Below are 18882 nucleotides of genomic sequence, written 5' to 3' on the forward strand. Positions count from 1 at the left end.
CAGATCGCATGCCGCCTCCTCGCGTTGCGTTCCAATTCCCACTCCCGCCCAGGGTCTTGCAAGGGGATTCTAACCGCCAAACCCGCCAAATCCAAAACCTTTTCTTGGCTGGCCGGCACTTGCCCATCAGCGGTGGACGAACCGGCTGCGCTTGAATACCCTGCGCGGAACGCGGGACACCCGCACATCGAATCCGGCACGAGACATCATGAACGATACCCCCAGCGGCACCACCCCTTCCCAATACCAGGTTCTGGCCCGCAAATACCGGCCAGAGACCTTTGCCGATCTGGTGGGCCAGGACGCCATGGTGCGGACGCTGAAAAACGCCTTTGCCGCCGACCGGATTGCCCAGGCCTTCATCATGACCGGCATCCGCGGCACCGGTAAGACCACCACCGCCCGGATCATCGCCAAGGGTATGAACTGCGTCGGCGAGGACGGCCAGGGCGGCCCCACCACCGATCCTTGCGGCAAATGCGAGCATTGCACAGCGATCATGGAAGGCCGCCATGTCGACGTGATGGAGATGGACGCGGCCTCGCGCACTGGCGTCAATGACATCCGCGAGATCATCGACTCGGTGCAGTACCGCGCCGCTTCGGCCCGCTACAAGATCTACATCATCGACGAAGTTCACATGCTGTCGACCTCCGCCTTTAACGCGCTGTTGAAGACGCTGGAGGAGCCGCCCGCGCATGTGAAGTTCATCTTCGCCACTACGGAAATCCGCAAGGTGCCGGTGACGGTGCTGTCGCGCTGCCAGCGGTTCGACCTGCGCCGGATCGAGCCGGAGGTGATGATTGCCCTGTTGCGCAAGATCGCCACTGCCGAAGGCGCCGAAATCGCAGAGGATGCGCTGGCGCTGATCACACGCGCCGCCGAGGGCTCTGCCCGGGATGCGACCTCGCTCTTGGATCAGGCGATTTCACACGGCGCTGGTGAGACCACTGCCGATCAGGTGCGCGCCATGCTGGGCCTTGCGGACCGCGGCCGGGTGCTGGACCTGATGGACATGATCCTGCGCGGCGATGCGGCGGCGGCGCTGACGGAACTCAGCGGCCAGTATGCCGAGGGCGCCGACCCGCTGGCGGTGCTGCGCGATCTGGCAGAGATCACCCATTGGGTCTCGGTGGTGAAGATCACGCCTGATGCGGCCGAGGACCCCACCGTCAGCCCCGATGAACGCGCCCGCGGCAAGGCGATGGCGGATGCGCTGGCAATGCGCGTCCTCACCCGCATGTGGCAGATGCTGCTGAAAGCGCTGGAGGAAGTGGCCGCCGCCCCCAACGCAATGATGGCCGCGGAAATGGCGGTGATCCGGCTGACCCATGTGGCCGACCTGCCCTCGCCCGAGGAGCTGATCCGCAAGCTGCAGGACACGCCCCCGCCGCCCCCCGGCCCGGGCGGCCCCGGCGGCGGCGTGCAGATGCAGGGCATGGGCGCCCAGGCGCTTGGCGGTGCTGCACCGCAAAGCGGCCCGGCAGGCGGCGCGCCCGGCGGTTCACCCGTGGCCCATAGCGGCGGCGGCACGGTGACAGCGCTGGCGCCGCAGGTCAGCTCTGCCCTGGCCCGCTATCCGTCTTTTGAACATGTGGTTGAACTGATCCGCACCAACCGCGACGTGAAACTGCTGGTTGAGGTGGAAACCGGCGTACGCCTGGTCTCCTACCAGCCCGGGCGGATCGAATTCACCCCCTCGGCCCAGGCGCCGCGCGATCTGGCCGCACGGCTCGGCTCGGCGCTGCAGAACTGGACCGGCGCCCGCTGGGTGGTCTCCATCGCGCCAGACGGCGAGGCGCCCACCATTGCCGAGATCCGCGACGCGGCTGAGAACGCTTTGCGTGAAAAAGCCACCGCGCATCCGCTGGTGCAGGCGGTTCTGGAAAGCTTCCCCAAGGCCAAGATCACCCGCATCCGCACGCCCGAGGAACTGGCCGCCGAAGTCGCCGCCGAGGCCCTGCCCGAAGTGGAAGACGAATGGGATCCCTTCGAGGACGGGTGACGGCGGGCCTGACGGCGCCCTTGCTCACATTGCCGGCAACTGCCTTCGCCACCACTTGCTTTGCCACAGGTGAAGCACATGAAAGCGCGTGGGATGTGCTTCTGCGGCTCTCGGCCAAACCTGTTGTTTTGGCCCTCTTCGCCCTTGCCGGATTCGCGCTCTGCAGCAGAAAGCGCGTGCCGTTTGCAATTTCCGGCGCACTTTGGGGCCTGCTGGCGCTGCTGATTGCCGTGGATAACCATGAACTTTTCTTTGATGATAAGAAGGCCTTGGGCATAATCGAAGACTGCACGGCCTCCCCCCACTTGTTCATCGCGCTCGCAATTGCGATATGTGCCGGGATGACTTACGGCGCCCTGCGCCCCCGCACTTAGGAGAAGACACATGCTCAAAGGCCTCGGCGGTCTTGGCGACATGGCCAAGATGATGAAATCGGCACAGGAACTGCAGACCAAGATGGCGCAGATGCAGGAAGACCTGCACAACGTCATGGTGACCGGCGAGGCCGGCGCCGGCCTGGTCAAGGCAACCGCCTCCGCCAAGGGCGACCTGAAAGCCCTGGACATCGACCCGTCGATCTTCAACGGCGACGACAAGGAAGTGGTCGAGGACTTGATTCTGGCCGCGATCAAGGACGCCCAGGCAAAAGCGGCGGAAAAGGCGCAGGACGAGATGGCCAAGCTGACCGAAAGCATGGGTCTTCCCAAGGACATCAAGCTGCCGTTCTAAGAACCGGCAAGCAGATAGCGAAAAGGCGGCCCGTCAGGTGCCGCCTTTTTCTTTTCCGCCTCAGCCCGTCTCGAGCCGGAACTTCAAAAAGCGCCGGCCCTCGTATTGCACCTCCCCGGTCAGCACCGCCCCCAGCCGCATCAGCGGCCGCAGGTGCCGCCGCGTCGGCGGCAGCAGGAAGGTGACAAAGGGAATGCGCGGATCCTGGCGGGCAAACGCCAGTGCCTTGCGCGCGATGGCGGGGCCAAGGCCAAAACAGTCCGCCCGCAGCACCAGCCCGAAATCCCACTCTGCGCCTTCTTTCTGGAACCCGCCCCAGCCGAGGTAATCTTCCCCGCGCAAAAACGCCCAATGGCCCAGCCCGTCGCGCTGCCAGCAGGCCTCCTTGGCCGCCACGAAACCCTTGGCCGCCTCCTCATCCCACGCCCCTGTCAGCAGCGGCATATGCTCGGCCATCCGCGGGTCTGACATGTGGCGGGCAATTTCCTGCGGCGGCACCTCCGTCAGCCGGGCAAAACGCAACTGGGGAACGTCTCCTGCGTCTCGCGCAATCCTGCCGTCCATTCCGAACCCTCCGCCTTTGCAGGCAAGGCATAGCGCCGCGCGCCAGAAAAACAAACCCCGAACATTTTGCCGCCCTGCCCTTGCGCTTCCCTGTCCCGATCAGCCTATATGGCTGGGAAGCAAAGGGCCCAAGGCATGATCAAGAACTCCACCACCGGCATCGAAGACCTGATTGACCTGATGGCCAAGCTGCCGGGGCTGGGGCCGCGCTCGGCGCGCCGCGCGGTGCTGCATCTGATCCGCAAGCGGGCGCTGCTGCTGACCCCGCTGGCTGACGTGATGAGCGAAGTGGCGGCGACCGCCCGCGAATGCCTCAACTGCGGCAATGCCGGCACCAGCGAGATCTGCCCGATCTGCACCGACGAGGTGCGCGGCAACGGCGAGCTGTGCGTGGTCGAGGATGTGGCTGACCTCTGGGCGATGGAACGCTCAGGCGTGTTCAAGGGCCGCTACCATGTGCTCGGCGGCACGCTCTCCGCGCTGGACGCGGTGGGACCAGAGGATCTGCGCATCCCGCGGCTGGTGGACCGGGTGGCGACGGAGGGCATCCGCGAGGTGATCCTGGCGCTGAATGCCACCATCGACGGCCAGACCACGGCGCATTACATCGCCGACCAACTGCAGGGACAGGTGAAGCTCACCTCCCTGGCGCAGGGCGTGCCGATCGGCGGTGAGCTGGATTATCTGGACGACGGCACAATTTCCGCCGCGATGCAGGCCCGCAAGGAAATCTGACGCCGCGGCCGGGCGCAGAAAATTCTTGATAAGAATTTTGGCCGGAAAATTCGAATTTTCCGGCGCCCGCAGCTAGCCGTAGAAACGCCGCAACCCCTGCACCATCTGCGCCAGCGCGGCGTCATCCACATTCTTATGCAGCACCATGCGGATGGCACCGGAATTGCCGCCGCCGATCACCAAGCCCTCTGCCGCCAGGTGCATCCGCAGATCATCGTTGCGTCCGTCACCCGGCGTGAAGAACACCATGTTTGTGGCCTGGGACACGTCACCCGCGCCCAGGCCCCGCAGCACTCCGGCCAGTTCCGCCGCCCGCGCGTGATCCTCCGCCAGCCGTCCCGCGTTGTGCTCCAGCGCGTAAAGCCCGGCCGCCGCCAGCACGCCCGCCTGCCGCATGCCGCCGCCCAGCATCTTGCGCCAGCGCCGCGCCTTGGCGATCAGATCCGCTGGCCCGACCAACACTGATCCTGCAGGCGTGCCCAATCCCTTGGACAGGCAGACCGACACCGTATCCGCCAGCCCGGCCAGATCTGTTTCCGAACACCCCAGCGCGGTGACCGCGTTGAAGAACCGCGCCCCGTCCAGATGCACCGACAACCCGGCAGCCCGGCCCGCCTCTGCCGCCGCGGCCATATCCGCCAGCGGCACCGCCAGCCCGTTATGGGTGTTCTCCAGCGACAACAGGCGGCTGATGGGCAGGTGCGGATCATCCTCCTTCACCGCAGCCCGGATCTCTGCCGGGTCCAGCGCCCCGTCCGCGCGCACCGGCAGAGGGCATAGCGCAATGCCGCCCAGCACCGAGGCGCCCGCCGCCTCATAGGCGTTCACATGATAACCCCTGCCGCAGATCACTTCCTCGCCGCGCTGGCAATGCGCCAGCATGGCAGTAAAATTGCTCATCGTGCCAGTAGGAAGGAAAAGGCCGGCCGCCTTGCCCAGACGCTCGGCCAGCGCAGCCTCCAGGCGGTTCACCGAAGGGTCCTCGCCAAAGACGTCATCGCCCAGTTCCGCCGCAGCCATCGCCCGCAGCATGCCCGCATCGGGCCGCGTCACCGTATCGCTGCGCAGATCGCACAGGGGTGCATCGCCCCCTGCCCCCGCCAGCCCTGTGTATTGGCTCATTCTGTCACCTGCTCATAAGCCAGCGCCGCCACGATGTGGACGCGCCGGGTTTCGCCTCCGTTCAATGCGGTGTGGTAGCCGCGGGTGTCAGTGAAATAGACCGAACCGTCCGCTGGCAAGTGGGTGACGTGATGATTGACGATGAACAGGGAACCGGGGTTTGTGACAACCGGGATATGCAGCCGCGGCTCCGGGTCGCGGTGCCAGGAGTTGCAGTTATAAAGGCCCTTGGACAGCACCCGCGTGCGCCCGATCGGAAAGCGTTTGGCCAGCTCGGCATGCACATGCTCGAAATAGGTGCCGGCGAACTTCGGATTGAACTCAGAAAAATCCACCTCCGGCACCAGATCCTCGCGCGGCTCCTCGACATAGCGGTCGTCGGCGCGCAGCCAGTAACGGCCCGACAGGTCGTTGGCGGTCCACTCCGTCTGCCCGGGTCTCTGGGTCAGCGGCAGCGCGGCAAACCCCTGGTCTTGCATGCCGCCCATGAAGTCCTCGCGGCGCAGGCATTCCTCCAGCGCCTCTTGCAGCAGCTGGATGTCGAATGTCAGCTCCAGCCGCTGGATGCCCGGCCCCGGCACAAACTCCGCCACAGAGGCGGAGTCGGGCATGGTTTGCATGGCCCGGGCCACGGCCCCGGCATCAGCGTCGTTGATTTGCGGAACAAATGTCATGCCGCGCGCTCCCAAATTTCGTGCTGTACGTGAGTGGTGATGCATTCGGCGCCATCGTTGCAGGCAGATACGTCTGAATAAAGCCGGGCTTTCGCAAATAGTATTGCAAAAAATGCAACAAGTGGCAGGGTACCCCCATGCGCCGCAAGATCCCGCCCATCTCCGCCCTCTTGTGTTTCGAGGCCGCCGCCCGCTCCGGCAGCTTTGCCCAGGGCGCCCGCGCAATGAACCTGTCGCAAAGCGCCTTCAGCCGCCAGATCCAGGGGCTGGAGGCACAGACCGGCCAGACCCTGTTCAAGCGCGAACGCCAGCGGGTGCAGCTGACCGGTGCGGGCGAAATGCTGCTGCAGGAGCTGGCGCCGCAGCTGGAGGCGCTGGAGGCCACGTTTTACCGGCTGCGCACCCGCGACAACCCCTATGGCGCGCTCAACATCGGCACCTACCCGACACTGGGCAGCCGCTGGCTGATGCCGCATCTGGCGCGGCTGGCGCAGGATCAGCCGCGGCTGACGGTCAACACCATCACCTATCTGGACAATGCCCAGGTGGATGCCAGCCTGGTGGACCTGGCCATCGTGCAGGGTGATCCGCCCTGGCCGGGTTTCCGCGCCGACCTCCTGATGCCGGAAACCCTGGTGGCAGTGGCGGCGCCCGGCCTGCTGGAGGCACCACTGCAGGACGCCGCCCGGCTGCTGGATCATCCGGCACTGCAGCACACCACCCGCCCGCTCAGCTGGCAGATCTGGTTTGAGGATCTGGGCGAGGCGCTGCCCGCCCGCCCCGCCGGACCGCTGTTCAGCCAATTCGAAATGCTGATCGACGCGGTGAAGTACGGCCACGGCGTGGCGATCCTGCCGGAGCTGCTGGTCCGCCGCGAGCTGGCCGAAGGAACGCTGATCCTGGCCCACCCCCACCGCTGCACGCCTGCCAGTGCCTATTACCTGCTGACGCCGCAGGCCAAGGCCGGGACCAGCCGGATCGAACGGGTCCGGGCCTGGCTGCTGGAACAGGCGCCTTCCGGCTAGACGCTGGCGCGCCGCGCATCCGCGCGGCGCCACGCCCAAGGCTGCCAAGGGGGCCGCAGGGGCACCTGCAGGCGCGGGAGGCCACCACCCGAACCTTTTATCCCTAGCGGAACAGTGCCTTGTAGAGTTTTTCCTTGGTAAAGGGCTTATCCAGCACCTGCACGCCGTTCAGTTCCGGAAACCCCGCCTCCGCCGCGCTGAAGGCAAAACCGCTCATCATCACCGCGTTCAGCCCGGGCTGGACCTGCAGCAGCCGCGCCAGCGTCTCCCAGCCGCCCCGGCCCGGCATGCTCATGTCGATCACCGCGCCGTCAAACGGTCCCTGCGCCTGCAGCTGCGCCAGCGCCGCGTCATAGCCGTCAGCCTGCACCACCTCGCAGCCGCGCAGCTGCAGCAAACCTGCCACGGCCCGGCGCACCGTTTCCTCGTCATCGACCACCAGGAACCGCCGCGCCTGATCCCTGCGGAGAACCGGCCTGGCAGCGGCGTCAGGCGTCCGCTCCGCGTCTGCCGTGCCCGCCGGGAAATAGAAGCGGAAAATGCTGCCGCCGCCCTCCCGGCTGTCCACGGCCAGCCCGCCCCGGTGGCTGCTGATGATGCCCATGGCCGCCGCCAGCCCCAACCCGCGGCCGCCGGGCTTGGTGGTGTAGAACGGGTCGAATATCCGCGCCATCGTGTCCTGCCCCATGCCGCCGCCGGTGTCGCGCACCTCCAGCAGCAGGCAATCGCCCGCGGGCATCTTCCGTCCCTTCAGCAGCCGCCGCCGCTCCGCCGCACTCAGGCTGATGCGCCGGGTTGCGACCGTCACGGTGCCTGCGCCGGGGCCGATCGCCTCCACCGCATTCAGCACCGCCTGCATCAGCAGCTGGCCTGCCTGCGCCGGGTCGATCTGAGCAGTCAGCTCCCCGCCCGCCAGATCCAGCACCACCGCCTTGCCCAGCTTGCACTCTGACGGCACCAGTGCCAGCGTCTCACGTACGATCCGGTTCAGATCACAGGCCTCCGGCTGCGGCGTGCCGCCACCCCGGGCATAGCCCAGCAGCTGCCGCATCAGCCGGGCCGAGTCGCGCAGCCCGTCCCCCACCATCTGCACATGCGCAACCGCCGGGTGGGCCGCCTCCAGATGCGCCAGCGCCAGTTCGCTGCCACCCTGCATCGAGGCCAGCAGATTGTTGAATTCATGCGCGATGGTGCCTGCCAGAAGCCCCAGGCTTTCGGTCTTGTGGCGCAACAGCAGCGCCTGTTCCGCCTGGCGCCGCCGCAGTTCGGCCCGGCGGCGCTGCAGCACCAGGCCGGCCCGCCGGGCAAACACCCCGATCAGAGGGTCCTTGCTGATATCTTCCCCGATTTCCCGGTCGTGCAGCAGCGCAAAATGCCCGGCCAGCTGCCCCTCGGCATCCCGCAGCGGCACGCCCAGATAAGAGTGCAGCCCCGGCGCCCGCATGTGCGCCTGCGCCGGAAACACCTCCTGCAGCCCCTCCGGCACCAGGAACGGCTCCCCCTCCCGCAGGAAACTGCAGGGGGTGCCCTGATAGGGCACAACGGCATCCTCAATCCCGGCCACGGTCGTCCCGCCCTCGCAGGCGGCCAGCACCCGGTAACCGTCAGAGCGGTCCGCATTGAATTCAGCTATGAAGGCAAACCGCACCCGGAAGGCCTTCTGCAACTGCTCCGCCAGCTGCTGCAGCGCCGCCCGCAGCGGCAGGCTGCCCGGCCCCTGGGCAAGCGCCGTCAGCGCCGCCACCTGCTGCAGCCCGGCCAGCTCCGCCCCCAGGCGCGGGGCAAACTGCTGCATGTGAGCCACAGCCTCCGCTGCCAGTGCCTCTCCCGGCTCCTGCCGCCAGGCCGCCTGCACCAGGCCGACCACGGCGCCAGCGGCATTTTTCAGCGGCACCCCGGCATAGCTGTTGATGTTTTCCTCGATGAACATCGCGTCTTCGGGATACAGCTGCTGCACCCGGTCCGGAACAACCTGTGCCGCACCGCTCAGCACCACATCGTGGCACGGCGCCCCGCGCGCGTCATATTCGAAGTCCCCCAGCTGCAGCCCGTCAAACCAGCTGGCCACCACCTTCAGGTAGTCGGCCTCCGCGACCTGCAGCAGGCTCACCGTGACCAGATCCGCGCCAAATCCCAGCGCCATCTGATCCGTGAATGCCTGGCAAAACTCCCGGCCGCTCAAGACCGACAATTGCCTTAGATCCAAGCGGCCGCTTTCCCCAAGCGCCGCACCCCCGGATGCGTCCATAACCAATACTCCTGCCATCCCTGCACGGACCGGCCCAAGAGACCGGACCTTTGGCATAACTCGCTAACCACTGTCCCTTTCACATCGCGCAACGGCCCCTTTTCCAGAGACCTGCCCCGCAAACAAAACACCCCGCAGGCGGCCTGGAACACGGCCGCACTGCAACATCATGCTGCGCGAAAAACCAGCGCGCAGTCAACATCTTGTATGATTGAGACTCAATTCTAACAGAAAAAGCCGCAAATCCGGAGCATCGGATCTGCGGCTTTTTACAGATTTTCCGTTTGCCGGGCAGCCCGGCTGCCCTAGGCCGGACAGATCCGGATCAGAAGCGGTTGTCCTCTTCGTCATCCTCGTCATCGCCGCCGGACGGCAGGTTGAAGAAGCTGTCGGCGTCCAGGACGTTCTCTTCCTTCTTCTCTTCGTCGTCGTCGTTGAGGCCGCCGCCCAGGGTGAAGGTTTCCAGCCCCTCGATGGCGCTCGGGATCTTCGGTTCGGCATCCATCTCCAGCGACTGCTCGGTCGACACCAGCTTGCGGCGCTCGTCGTCGCTCATCACGCCGCCTTCGGCTGCCTTCTTGGCCGCGGCCTTCTGCACGGCAGAGTCCAGCTCGGACTGTTTGCACAGGCCCAGCGCCACCGGGTCGATCGGCTGCATGTTGGCAATGTTCCAGTGGGTGCGCTCGCGGATCGACTGGATGGTCGGCTTGGTGGTGCCCACCAGCTTGGCAATCTGGCCGTCGCTGAGTTCCGGGTGGAACTTGACCAGCCACAGGATCGAGTTCGGACGGTCCTGACGCTTGGACAGCGGGGTGTAGCGCGGACCGCGGCGCTTTTCCTCGCCGGCCGCGGCCGGGTTGAACTTGAGCTTCAGCTTGTGCAGCGGATTGGCCTGCGCCTTGTCGATCTCTTCCTGGGTCAGCTGGTTGTTCGCCATCGGGTCGAACCCTTTGACGCCGACCGCCACTTCACCGTCGGCGATGCCCTGGATCTCCAGCTCGTGCATGCCCACGAAATCCGCGATTTGCTTGAAGCTGATCGTGGTATTGTCCACCAGCCACACGGCGGTTGCCTTGGCCATCAACGGTTTTGCCATGTGCTCATCTCCTTAAAACACCTTTGATCCCCGGATACATCTCTCCCGCCGCCTGAAATGGCGTCCCCGGCGTTCCGGGGCAGGTTTCCGTTGTCGGGGAACTTCCGCCCTATATAGTCGGCATCATTGCATAAGGAAAGAGGCCAATGCGCAAGTTGTTCACAGGTGTTTTTGCGGCCCTTCTTGCCTTGCTGCCCGCCCTTGCCGCGGCAGACGGCGAAACTGCGGGCGACTTCGACTATTACGTGCTGTCGCTCAGCTGGTCGCCGAACTGGTGTGCGCTGGAAGGTGATGCACGCAATGCGGACCAGTGTGACGCCCGCCATGACTACGGCTGGACCCTGCATGGCCTCTGGCCGCAATACCACCGCGGCTGGCCCAGCTACTGCCGCACCGCAGAGGCGCCGCCCAGCCGTGCAATGAGCCGGGACATGGCCGGCATCATGGGCAGCGCCGGCCTCGCCTGGCACCAGTGGAAAAAACACGGCACTTGCTCTGGCCTCAGCGCGCGGGACTATTACACAGCCATGCGCGAAGCCTACGGGCGCATCACCCGCCCCGCAGCCTTCCGCAGGCTTGAGAAGCCCGTGACCCTGCCCGCCTCTGTCGTTGAACAGGCGTTCCTGCAGGAAAACCCGGACCTGACGCGCGACAGCCTGACCATCACCTGCCGCGACGGCGCCATCCAGGAGGCCCGCATCTGCCTGTCCAAGGCACTGGAGCCGGTGCCCTGCGGGCGGGACGTGATCAAGGACTGCACGCTGAAGAACGCCCGCTTTGCTCCTATGCGCTGAGACCACCTGCTGTTTTCGGGGGACCGATGACACACTCGCGCCAGTTTGCTAGACTGTTGCGCAGGAGAAATTACGATGAGGGTCCTCTTTGCGCTTCTGCTGACAGTCGCTGCGGCGCCATCCTCTGCGCAGGACAGGCTGACTGCAGGCCGCATTTCCTGTCTTGCGGTCGGCAGCGACTATGTTGCCACGGACGGACCCCGGCCCGGCGGAAAAACCGGGCACAGCAGGATAATTCCGGCAGATACCTCCCTGATCTTTGAGTACCTGCTCGATCATTCCGGTCGCCTGGACGTCTTTTTCAGAGAAGAAAACCACGAAGCCGTGTATTTTGAGGATCCATTTCTGGCTCAGGGGTTCGAAGGCTTCTTGCCCTTTGCCGGGGTGGCGGAGTTCAATTCAAACTACCGTGAGTTCTCCTTGGGGCGCCACCACATCAACTACAGCGGCAACGACCAGCTCTTTCTGAAAAGATGCTCCGGAACGGGCTGGCGCGGCCACTATGTCCAGACGTTTTTCGGGGGCCATAGCACGCAGGTCACCAAACTGCTGTGCGAAACCGAAGTGGAGGCAATTGACGAGGTTCTCGCCCGCCTTGGAGCATTGAACTGATCCAAGACAATTTTACCGGCAGTAAATAGCCTGTGAAGCGGAAATCGCCGCATTTCGTGCTACAATTACCCTTGTGCCGCGCCCGGCCCTGCCTGAACGGCACTCCGTTTTGGTCAGCGAGAAGGAGGAAGCGCATGGCAAAAACAATCGGTAACCCGCTCAGCTGGCTTCTGCAGGGTGCAGAGACCACCTCCCACCACGTTGGCCAAACAGTCGGCGAGATGCGCAGCACCGGCGCCGCGGCAATGCCCGAAGCACGCAAGCTCAGCATGGACGACATCATCCATTCGCTGGCCGCCGGGCTGGAGGATTTTGCCGCCTGCCGCTCCGACGCGATGTTCCTGGTGCTGTTTTACCCAATCATCGGCATCGCGCTCATCGTGATGAGCCTGTCGATGAACCTGCTGCCGCTCATCGTGCCGATGATCATGGGCTTCGCCATTCTCGGACCCGTCGCAGCGGTCGGGCTTTATGAAATGTCCTCGCGCCGCGAGGCCGGGCTGGAGACCCGCTGGATGGACGCCTTTGCGGTGATCCGCTCGCCCTCCTTTGGTGCTATCCTGGTGCTGGGCCTGTATCTGGCAGCCCTGTTCATCATCTGGCTTGTGGCGGCGGACATGATCTACAGCCGCACCCTGGGTCCGGAGCCGCCGGCCTCGATCATGGGCTTTATCGGCGATGTGCTGACCACCCGCGAGGGCTGGATGATGTCGATCAGCGGCGGCATCGTGGGCGCGGTTTTTGCCTTTGCCGCATTGGCGATGAGTCTGGTGTCCTTCCCGCTCCTGATGGACCGCCATGTCGGCCTGCCGGTGGCGGTGGCAACCTCGATCAAGGTTCTGCGCAAGAACCCGATGGTCTGCATGGCTTGGGGTGTGATCGTCGGCGTTTCGCTGATCGTCGGATCAATCCCCTTCCTGGCCGGGCTGATCATCGTAGTGCCGGTGCTGGGGCATGCAACCTGGCATCTGTACCGGCGCGCGGTGGAGTGAACATGTGACGCCAAAAAAAACAAGGGCCGGCGCATCCGCCGGCCCTTTGCTGTGACTGATTGAGGCCGTCAGGCCACCTTCAGGACGATCTTGCCGATATGGCCGGAGCTTTCCATCCGGGCGTGGGCCGCAGCGGCCTCCTCCAGCGTAAATTCGCTGTCCATCACCGGCGCCACCTTGCCCGCTTCGATCAGCGGCCAGACCGCCTCCGCCAGATCCTGCGCAATCTGCGACTTGGCCAGGTCGCTCTGCGGGCGCAGGGTAGATCCGGTCAGCGTGAGCCGCTTGACCATCATCAGGGCAAAATTCAGCTCCACCTTGGGGCCTTGCAGAAAGGCGATCTGCACCAGCCGCCCGTCCTCGGCCATCGCCTTGATGTTGCGCGGGATGTAATCGCCGCCGACCATGTCCAGCACCAGATCGGCGCCGCCTTCCTCCCGCATCACCTTGACGAAGTCCTCGTCGCGGTAGTTGATCGCCCGCTCCGCGCCCAAGTCCAGGCAGGCCTGGCATTTTTCATCCGAACCCGCAGTTGCAAACACCCGCGCCCCGAACGCCCTGGCCAGCTGGATGGCGGTGGTGCCGATGCCGGACGAGCCGCCATGCACCAGAAACCGCTCCCCGGCTTTGAGACCACCGCGGGTGAAAACGTTGGACCAGACGGTAAAGAAGGTCTCTGGCAAACACGCTGCCTGTTTCAGGTCCAGCCCTTCCGGCACCGGCAGGCAATGCGCCGCAGGCGTAGCCACATATTCCGCGTAACCGCCACCGGGCAGCAGCGCGCAGACCAGATCGCCCACCGCAAGGCCGCTGACGCCTGCGCCCACCGCCACCACCTCGCCGGAGGCTTCCAGCCCCGGCAGGTCGCTGGCGCCCTTGGGCGGATCATAGGCGCCTGCGCGCTGCAGCGCATCGGGGCGGTTCACGCCGGCGTAGGCCACCTTGATGACCACCTCGCCGTGGCCCGGCTGCGGCACCGGGCGCTGGCACAGCTGCAGCACCTCCGGCCCGCCGGGTTTGCTGATCTCCACCGCGCGCATCATCTCTGTCATCGGCTGATATCCTCCTGATCCTTGCCTCCTGCCTAGCATCCGGCCCGATGCGCGCAAACAGCAAAGGCGCCGCAGTTGGGGCGGAATGCGGACAGCGCCATCCCGGGGCCTTGCAACAGCAGGGCGGATTCCCCGTTGTCAGGGCTTGCGCAGGATATAGGACACGAAGTTGCAGGACCCGAAAAAGGTTCCCGCGGCTGAGGCTGCATGATGCGTCTCCGACCACTGCCGCGCTGCCGCTTCGCTGATGTGGCCCGCCGCCACCATCGCGGGCCTGTAGCTGTCCAGCATGCTCTCGAAAAACTCCGCCTTACCGGCCTCGGCGAGAATCTCAGGCAGGAAATCCGCCAATTCCAGGCCCGACCCGGCAACCAGTTCAGGGAACTGGCGCATCGCCCGCGGGTGGGCCACAACGGTTTTCAGCAACGCCTGCAGCGCTTCGTCATTCAGAGCCGGATCGCCTGCGCCGAGTGTGATCGAGGCATAGTCGCCGTCAAAGACCACCACATGGCCACCCGAGGCAGTGACACGGGCGGCCTCCTTCAGAACCTGGGCGGGGCTGGTGACGTGGCTGAGCAGCGTATGCAGCACAACCAGGTCGTATTGGTCCTGATTTGCCTCGGTGCCGTGACTATCGGCAACGTCAAATGAGATCCGGCCGTCAAGACCCTCCTCGGCAGCCAGCCGCCGGGCCACCCCGATCAGCTCTGCGGAAAAGTCGGTTCCCGTCAAACGGGCCTCCCCGGGCAGACGCGCCGCCAAGGCTCGGGTGACAACGCCGGTTCCGCATCCCATATCGAGCACCTCGCGGCAGCGCTCCAGCGGCAGCCGGTCAAAATACCGTTCCCGCATGGCAACAAAAGGCGGGTAGGTGCCCCGGTACTCCAGGCGATCCACGACCATCTGCAGTTTTTCACTGTCGAGCGTATCGAGCGACTGAAAGATATCCGCCATCGTGTTTCCTCTCCAACCGGAATACCAAGTAAAGGGAACTTGGCACCAATTCTGGAATCACATCGGCATTCTGTCTACACCCGGTGCCCGCGGGCGGGTGAACCGGATTTCTCAATCCAGCGGGAAGCAGCAAACCGGGCCAGCCCGCTGCCCTACCGCCGGGGATCAACCGACCCCGGCAGATCATCGCGCCCCTTTGGCGGCTTGATCTGTTCGGCCAGCCAGTTCGGTCCCACCAACAAGGGCTTCAGGAGCGGGTTCTTCTGCAGACCGGCCTTCAGCTTCTCGAAGTCCATCACATTATCAATGCGCCGCTCCAGAAAATCCCAGGTCGCCTGATGCTCCAGGCTGTCATCACCCAGCCAGTACAGCACGGTGGCGGAATAGACACCGGCCAGCGAGGCGCGCTTGGTGTACCAGTTCAGATCGTCCGATCCGTCGCCCAGCGTGTCCCAGATCAGATCGCAGGTGGTCCAGATCGCCTTGACGCCATCGCCGGCATACTGCGGCAGCGCCAGCAGCGTGGTGCCGCGGCGCACCGCTTCCTTGTCCTCGACCGCCTCCAGCCGGTACCGCACCGCCGCCGCCACCTTGTCACGGAAGCGCATCCCGGACAGGTCTTCTGCCTGCAGCCGCGCCAGCATCCGCGAATCACCGCGGGCGTGAAACGCCAGCGCCAGGTCGACCCCGCCGCGCGGGCAGACCGCGTGGGCCAGCACCTCCGGCACATCCGCATCCTGGCAGGCGGCGCGGAAGGTCACCTCCGACCAGCCGTCAAACGGCACATGATTCAGCGCCGCATCCAGCAGTTTATCCTTGATATCGTCCTGTGCGTGATCGTGGTCTTCGGTCATCTCACCCTCCCGCTTGCGGCGTGCTGACACCCTACTAGACAAAATTTGCGCGCTTTGCTATACGGCCACCTCCTGCAAATCCTTGCAACTCAACTTAGAAAGGTGGTGAAAACCACATGCAGGTTAGTGTTCGCGACAACAACGTCGATCAGGCGCTCCGTGCCCTGAAGAAAAAGCTGCAGCGTGAAGGCGTCTTCCGCGAAATGAAGCTCAAGCAACATTTCGAAAAGCCGTCCGAGAAAAAAGCGCGCGAGAAAGCTGAAGCGATCCGCCGTGCCCGTAAACTGGCACGCAAGAAAGCCCAGCGCGAAGGTCTGCTCTAAGCATACCCTTGCTCTCCAGCTTTGGACAGCACTACGGCAGATCCCCGGATCACGCCGGAACATACGTTCAGACGACCCCCGCGGCCCTGCCCGGGGGTTTGTCATTTGCGGCACCCCTTTCGGATAGCCCAGCGCCCCGGCAGGCCGGTCTGCCTCCTTTGCGGCACACGTAAAAATATCAAATTGATTACAAATACATCTTTAGGGTGTATTTCCCTGCCACCTTCTGCTATACAGGGATCACGGCAGGGCAAGTCAGTTGCGTTTCCCTAACCATTGCCCCGCCGGCCGGGCTTGGAACTCCCGGTTACCCGAAACCCTGGGCAGACGGCGCTTCCCCCCGATTACCGGCGCTGGTCTTGGTCCCTGCAAACAAGGCTCGTCTCTCCCGGGTTTTCAATTTTACCGGACGCTGCCACCCCCCGGCAGCGTCCGGACCGTTTCCAGGCCTCTGATTCCATCCTCGCCGCCTGCCTGCTGCCCGTGCGCCAGGGCGAATCCCCCGCCCCCGTCAAGTGGCCGGCAAGGCAGCAGACAATTGCCGCCGGCCTCCGTGGCGGGGCCGCAACGGTCCAAACCGGCAAAACGCGCAGAAATCCGCGTACCGTCCGCCGCTCAACGGGCAGGCCTCCGCCGTAAAACCGCAAAACCGCCCCGTCCGACTTTCGGCGGAAACAATTTCCTTTAACCGGATGGCGCACCGCCGGAGGTCCGGCACACTCATGGAGCAGTTAACGATGTCACAGGCAAGCGAACTCGAGCGGCAGATGCTCGAGCTGATCAACGCCGAGCGCACTTCGCGCGGGCTTAACCCGGTACAGCTGGAGCTGCGGCTCAATGATTCCGCCGAGGATCACAGCGAATGGATGCTGCAAGCGGATGTGTTCTCGCACACCGGTTCGGGCGGCTCCAGCGCCGGCGACCGGATGAAGGACGCGGGCTTTGTCTTCTCCGGCAGCTGGACCTGGGCGGAAAACATCGCCTGGCAAAGCGAGCGCGGCGCGCCCGGCCTGGCCGATGACGTGATCGACCTGCACAATTCGCTGATGAACAGCCCCGGCCACCGCGCCAACATCCTGAACGCCAATGTCGAAGTGATCGGCATCGGCATCGAGCAGGGCAACTTCAAAGGCTGGGATGCCGTGATGGTCACCCAGAACTTCGCCAAGACCAGCGCCGAACTGCAGCTGGACACCGGGTCGGGCGGCGGCTCCGGCGGCGGTGGCGGTGGCGGCGGCACAAGCCAGCCCACCATGGGCGACGATGTCCTGACCCTGGGCAGCGCCGGTACGCTGGACGGCCTGGACGGCGACGACAAGCTGACCGGCAGCGGCGGCAACGACAGCCTCAAGGGCAACGAAGGCAATGACACCGTCTATGGCGAGGGCGGCAACGACAACCTGCGGGGCGGCAGCCAGGGCGACCGCATGTACGGCGGCACCGGACGCGACACCCTGCTCGGCGATGAAGGCTACGACAAAATCTCCGGGAACGGCGGCGATGACTCCATCGGCGGCGGGGCCGGCTACGACCGGCTTTGGGGCGGCAGCGGCAACGACACCATGCGGGGCAGCTACGGCAATGACAAGCTGTGGGGCGGCACCGGCAATGACATTCTGTATGGCGGCAGCGGCAAGGATACCCTGGACGGCGACGACGGCAATGACCGCCTGACCGGCAAGAGCGGCGCTGACCTGTTTATCTTCAGCAACGGCAATGACACCGTCACCGATTTCAGCGTGAACACCAGCGGCGAGCGGATCGACCTGGGCGATGCCGACGGTATCACCAGCTACAGCGACCTGATGAACAACCACACCACTCAGACCGCTAACGGCCTGCTGATCACCGACAGCGATGGCGACAGTATGCTGCTGGCCGGCATCACAGAACAGCAGCTGAACTCCGGCGACTTCCTGTTCTGATACTCCCACCGGGCAAACAAGAAAGGGGCGCGCCTAGGCACGCCCCTTTCTGCTGTTCCGTCATGTCTCAGTAGATCTTCGGCACATACAGCTCATCCGGCAGCACCTGGCGCTCGTAATCCGGATTGTACTTGCGGTCCGGCAGCTCGACCTTCTCGTGCTGCACCTCTTCATAAGGAATCTTGGTCAGCAGGTGCTCGATGCAGTTCAGCCGCTCGCGCTTCTTGTCGTTGCCCTCGACAATGTACCAGGGCGCCTCGGGGATGTTTGTGCGCTTGAACATCGCCTCCTTGGCCTTGGTGTACTGTTCCCAGCGGATCCGGCTCTCCAGATCCATCGGCGACAGTTTCCACTGTTTCATCGGGTCGTGGATGCGCATCAAAAACCGCAGCTGCTGTTCCTCATCGGTGATCGAGAACCAGTACTTCAGCAGGATAATGCCAGAGCGCACCAGCATCCGCTCGAATTCGGGAACGTCCTGAAAGAACTGTTCGACCTGGTCTTCGCTGGCAAAGCCCATCACCCGCTCAACGCCGGCCCGGTTATACCAGGAGCGGTCGAACAGCACGATCTCACCGCCTGCGGGCAGATGCGGCACATAGCGCTGGAAATACCACTGGCTTTGCTCGCGGCGGTTCGGCGCCGGCAGTGCCACAACCCGCGCCACCCGCGGGTCCAGCCGCTGGGTGATCCGCTTGATTACCCCGCCCTTGCCGGCGCTGTCGCGGCCTTCCATCAGAATGCAGACCTTGGCGCCGGTGTGCTGCACCCAGTCCTGCACCTTAATCAGCTCCGCCTGCAGCCGCAGCAGGTTGCGGAAATAAACCTGCCGGTCCAGCATCTCCGGGTGCTGCTCGCGGTAGACCTTGCGGATCTCCTGGCTCAGCATCGGCTCGGAAAACTCGATCTCGATGTCCTCGTCCAGCGTGTCCTGCAGTTCCGCTTCCAGCCAGTCGAGAGAGGCGGTCTCAAATTCGCGGGTCACGGGCGGGTTCCTTCCTTGTCAGCTGGTGCAAGTGCTGCTGTCTAGCGGCTCTATATGACGGCTTGATGTCACCCGCCCGGCTGCAGCTTCCTTTAAGGCAAGCGGAATTCCCGGGCAGGTTCAAGCGCAAAAAGAGCAATGCCCCTGCGCCACCTGCTGGAAACCGGGCAGATGAGCGTTTTATGTGCACGCC

General features: G+C 64.5%; 19 protein-coding genes. 10 read left to right on the plus strand and 9 right to left on the minus strand.

The window, feature by feature from the left end; genetic code table 11:
• Nucleotides 1-151 precede the first annotated feature (151 nt).
• Genes GC1_RS15825 through GC1_RS15835 form a run of 3 tightly spaced genes read left to right on the plus strand, consistent with a single transcriptional unit; the run spans nt 152 to nt 2734 of the window.
• Nucleotides 152-2005, plus strand: a complete 1854-nt coding sequence (locus tag GC1_RS15825) for a DNA polymerase III subunit gamma/tau (RefSeq protein ID WP_272946447.1) — start codon at nt 152-154, stop codon at nt 2003-2005.
• A complete protein-coding gene (locus GC1_RS15830) occupies nt 1981-2379 on the plus strand; it encodes a hypothetical protein (RefSeq protein ID WP_029205032.1) in 399 nt (132 codons plus the stop codon). The genes GC1_RS15825 and GC1_RS15830 overlap by 25 nt, the downstream gene beginning before the upstream one ends.
• Nucleotides 2380-2389: 10 nt before the next feature.
• Nucleotides 2390-2734 carry a YbaB/EbfC family nucleoid-associated protein gene (locus GC1_RS15835; RefSeq protein ID WP_019298230.1) on the plus strand — a complete coding sequence of 115 codons (345 nt, stop codon included), beginning with the start codon at nt 2390-2392 and terminating at the stop codon, nt 2732-2734.
• Between the two features lie 60 nt (nt 2735-2794).
• Here GC1_RS15835 and GC1_RS15840 read toward each other — a convergent pair whose 3' ends face one another.
• A complete protein-coding gene (locus tag GC1_RS15840; RefSeq protein ID WP_052260506.1) occupies nt 2795-3298 on the minus strand; it encodes a GNAT family N-acetyltransferase in 504 nt (167 codons plus the stop codon).
• Nucleotides 3299-3433: 135 nt separating this feature from the next.
• Here GC1_RS15840 and recR point away from each other — a divergent pair, with 135 nt between their 5' ends.
• The gene (gene recR, locus GC1_RS15845; protein ID WP_019298232.1) at nt 3434-4033 is read left to right on the plus strand and encodes a recombination mediator RecR; all 600 of its coding nucleotides are present in this window, start codon (nt 3434-3436) and stop codon (nt 4031-4033) included.
• 72 nt (nt 4034-4105) lie between these two features.
• Here the strand turns inward: recR and ltaE are convergent, their stop codons facing one another.
• Together ltaE and GC1_RS15855 are read right to left on the minus strand one after the other, a co-directional pair.
• Nucleotides 4106-5155 carry a low-specificity L-threonine aldolase gene (gene ltaE / locus GC1_RS15850; RefSeq protein ID WP_019298233.1) on the minus strand — a complete coding sequence of 350 codons (1050 nt, stop codon included), beginning with the start codon at nt 5153-5155 and terminating at the stop codon, nt 4106-4108.
• Complete coding sequence (locus GC1_RS15855; RefSeq protein WP_019298234.1) at nt 5152-5829, minus strand: hypothetical protein; 678 nt, start codon at nt 5827-5829, stop codon at nt 5152-5154. The genes ltaE and GC1_RS15855 overlap by 4 nt, the downstream gene beginning before the upstream one ends.
• Nucleotides 5830-5966: 137 nt before the next feature.
• On the opposite strand from GC1_RS15855, the gene GC1_RS15860 reads away from it, so the two are divergent.
• Nucleotides 5967-6854, plus strand: a complete 888-nt coding sequence (locus GC1_RS15860; RefSeq protein WP_019298235.1) for a LysR substrate-binding domain-containing protein — start codon at nt 5967-5969, stop codon at nt 6852-6854.
• Between the two features lie 103 nt (nt 6855-6957).
• Here GC1_RS15860 and GC1_RS22975 read toward each other — a convergent pair whose 3' ends face one another.
• Nucleotides 6958-9102, minus strand: a complete 2145-nt coding sequence (locus GC1_RS22975) for an ATP-binding protein (protein ID WP_082020137.1) — start codon at nt 9100-9102, stop codon at nt 6958-6960.
• A 325-nt stretch (nt 9103-9427) separates the two neighbouring features.
• Nucleotides 9428-10198 carry a DUF1013 domain-containing protein gene (locus tag GC1_RS15870; RefSeq protein ID WP_019298237.1) on the minus strand — a complete coding sequence of 257 codons (771 nt, stop codon included), beginning with the start codon at nt 10196-10198 and terminating at the stop codon, nt 9428-9430.
• A gap of 146 nt (nt 10199-10344) precedes the next feature.
• Between GC1_RS15870 and GC1_RS15875 the strand changes: the two genes are divergently transcribed.
• The 3 genes from GC1_RS15875 to GC1_RS15885 all read left to right on the plus strand — a co-directional run bounded on the left by GC1_RS15875 (nt 10345) and on the right by GC1_RS15885 (nt 12596).
• Nucleotides 10345-10992: a ribonuclease T2 family protein gene (locus GC1_RS15875; protein WP_019298238.1), complete on the plus strand. Its 648-nt coding sequence runs from the start codon at nt 10345-10347 to the stop codon at nt 10990-10992.
• Nucleotides 10993-11067: 75 nt separating this feature from the next.
• Complete coding sequence (locus GC1_RS15880; RefSeq protein ID WP_019298239.1) at nt 11068-11604, plus strand: hypothetical protein; 537 nt, start codon at nt 11068-11070, stop codon at nt 11602-11604.
• A gap of 134 nt (nt 11605-11738) precedes the next feature.
• Nucleotides 11739-12596 carry a DUF2189 domain-containing protein gene (locus GC1_RS15885; RefSeq protein ID WP_019298240.1) on the plus strand — a complete coding sequence of 286 codons (858 nt, stop codon included), beginning with the start codon at nt 11739-11741 and terminating at the stop codon, nt 12594-12596.
• A gap of 68 nt (nt 12597-12664) precedes the next feature.
• Here the strand turns inward: GC1_RS15885 and GC1_RS15890 are convergent, their stop codons facing one another.
• The 3 genes from GC1_RS15890 to GC1_RS15900 form a co-directional block, all read right to left on the minus strand.
• Entirely contained in the window at nt 12665-13648 is a 984-nt protein-coding gene (locus GC1_RS15890; RefSeq protein ID WP_019298241.1) for an NAD(P)H-quinone oxidoreductase, read from the minus strand.
• 138 nt (nt 13649-13786) lie between these two features.
• Nucleotides 13787-14602, minus strand: a complete 816-nt coding sequence (locus GC1_RS22000; RefSeq protein WP_019298242.1) for a methyltransferase domain-containing protein — start codon at nt 14600-14602, stop codon at nt 13787-13789.
• Nucleotides 14603-14754: 152 nt separating this feature from the next.
• Nucleotides 14755-15456, minus strand: a complete 702-nt coding sequence (locus GC1_RS15900; protein WP_019298243.1) for a COQ9 family protein — start codon at nt 15454-15456, stop codon at nt 14755-14757.
• A gap of 116 nt (nt 15457-15572) precedes the next feature.
• Here GC1_RS15900 and rpsU point away from each other — a divergent pair, with 116 nt between their 5' ends.
• Together rpsU and GC1_RS15910 are read left to right on the plus strand one after the other, a co-directional pair.
• Nucleotides 15573-15779, plus strand: coding sequence for a 30S ribosomal protein S21 (gene rpsU / locus GC1_RS15905; RefSeq protein WP_005614280.1), 207 nt, complete (start codon nt 15573-15575; stop codon nt 15777-15779).
• 737 nt (nt 15780-16516) lie between these two features.
• Nucleotides 16517-17704, plus strand: a complete 1188-nt coding sequence (locus tag GC1_RS15910; protein WP_019298244.1) for a CAP domain-containing protein — start codon at nt 16517-16519, stop codon at nt 17702-17704.
• A gap of 67 nt (nt 17705-17771) precedes the next feature.
• Here GC1_RS15910 and ppk2 read toward each other — a convergent pair whose 3' ends face one another.
• Nucleotides 17772-18689 carry a polyphosphate kinase 2 gene (gene ppk2, locus GC1_RS15915; RefSeq protein ID WP_019298245.1) on the minus strand — a complete coding sequence of 306 codons (918 nt, stop codon included), beginning with the start codon at nt 18687-18689 and terminating at the stop codon, nt 17772-17774.
• Nucleotides 18690-18882: the final 193 nt, after the last annotated feature.

The organism is Leisingera sp. ANG1 (assembly GCF_000203975.2).
Lineage (GTDB): Bacteria > Pseudomonadota > Alphaproteobacteria > Rhodobacterales > Rhodobacteraceae > Leisingera.

Coding starts and splice junctions, on each gene's coding strand:
- GC1_RS15830 (WP_029205032.1), top strand. CDS start 1,981: ATGGGATCCCTTCGAGGACGGGTGACGGCGGGCCTGACGGCGCCCTTG.
- GC1_RS15835 (WP_019298230.1), top strand. CDS start 2,390: ATGCTCAAAGGCCTCGGCGGTCTTGGCGACATGGCCAAGATGATGAAA.
- GC1_RS15840 (WP_052260506.1), bottom strand. CDS start 3,298: ATGGACGGCAGGATTGCGCGAGACGCAGGAGACGTTCCCCAGTTGCGT.
- recR (WP_019298232.1), top strand. CDS start 3,434: ATGATCAAGAACTCCACCACCGGCATCGAAGACCTGATTGACCTGATG.
- ltaE (WP_019298233.1), bottom strand. CDS start 5,155: ATGAGCCAATACACAGGGCTGGCGGGGGCAGGGGGCGATGCACCCCTG.
- GC1_RS15855 (WP_019298234.1), bottom strand. CDS start 5,829: ATGACATTTGTTCCGCAAATCAACGACGCTGATGCCGGGGCCGTGGCC.
- GC1_RS15860 (WP_019298235.1), top strand. CDS start 5,967: ATGCGCCGCAAGATCCCGCCCATCTCCGCCCTCTTGTGTTTCGAGGCC.
- GC1_RS22975 (WP_082020137.1), bottom strand. CDS start 9,102: ATGGACGCATCCGGGGGTGCGGCGCTTGGGGAAAGCGGCCGCTTGGAT.
- GC1_RS15870 (WP_019298237.1), bottom strand. CDS start 10,198: ATGGCAAAACCGTTGATGGCCAAGGCAACCGCCGTGTGGCTGGTGGAC.
- GC1_RS15875 (WP_019298238.1), top strand. CDS start 10,345: ATGCGCAAGTTGTTCACAGGTGTTTTTGCGGCCCTTCTTGCCTTGCTG.
- GC1_RS15880 (WP_019298239.1), top strand. CDS start 11,068: ATGAGGGTCCTCTTTGCGCTTCTGCTGACAGTCGCTGCGGCGCCATCC.
- GC1_RS15885 (WP_019298240.1), top strand. CDS start 11,739: ATGGCAAAAACAATCGGTAACCCGCTCAGCTGGCTTCTGCAGGGTGCA.
- GC1_RS15890 (WP_019298241.1), bottom strand. CDS start 13,648: ATGACAGAGATGATGCGCGCGGTGGAGATCAGCAAACCCGGCGGGCCG.
- GC1_RS22000 (WP_019298242.1), bottom strand. CDS start 14,602: ATGGCGGATATCTTTCAGTCGCTCGATACGCTCGACAGTGAAAAACTG.
- GC1_RS15900 (WP_019298243.1), bottom strand. CDS start 15,456: ATGACCGAAGACCACGATCACGCACAGGACGATATCAAGGATAAACTG.
- rpsU (WP_005614280.1), top strand. CDS start 15,573: ATGCAGGTTAGTGTTCGCGACAACAACGTCGATCAGGCGCTCCGTGCC.
- GC1_RS15910 (WP_019298244.1), top strand. CDS start 16,517: ATGTCACAGGCAAGCGAACTCGAGCGGCAGATGCTCGAGCTGATCAAC.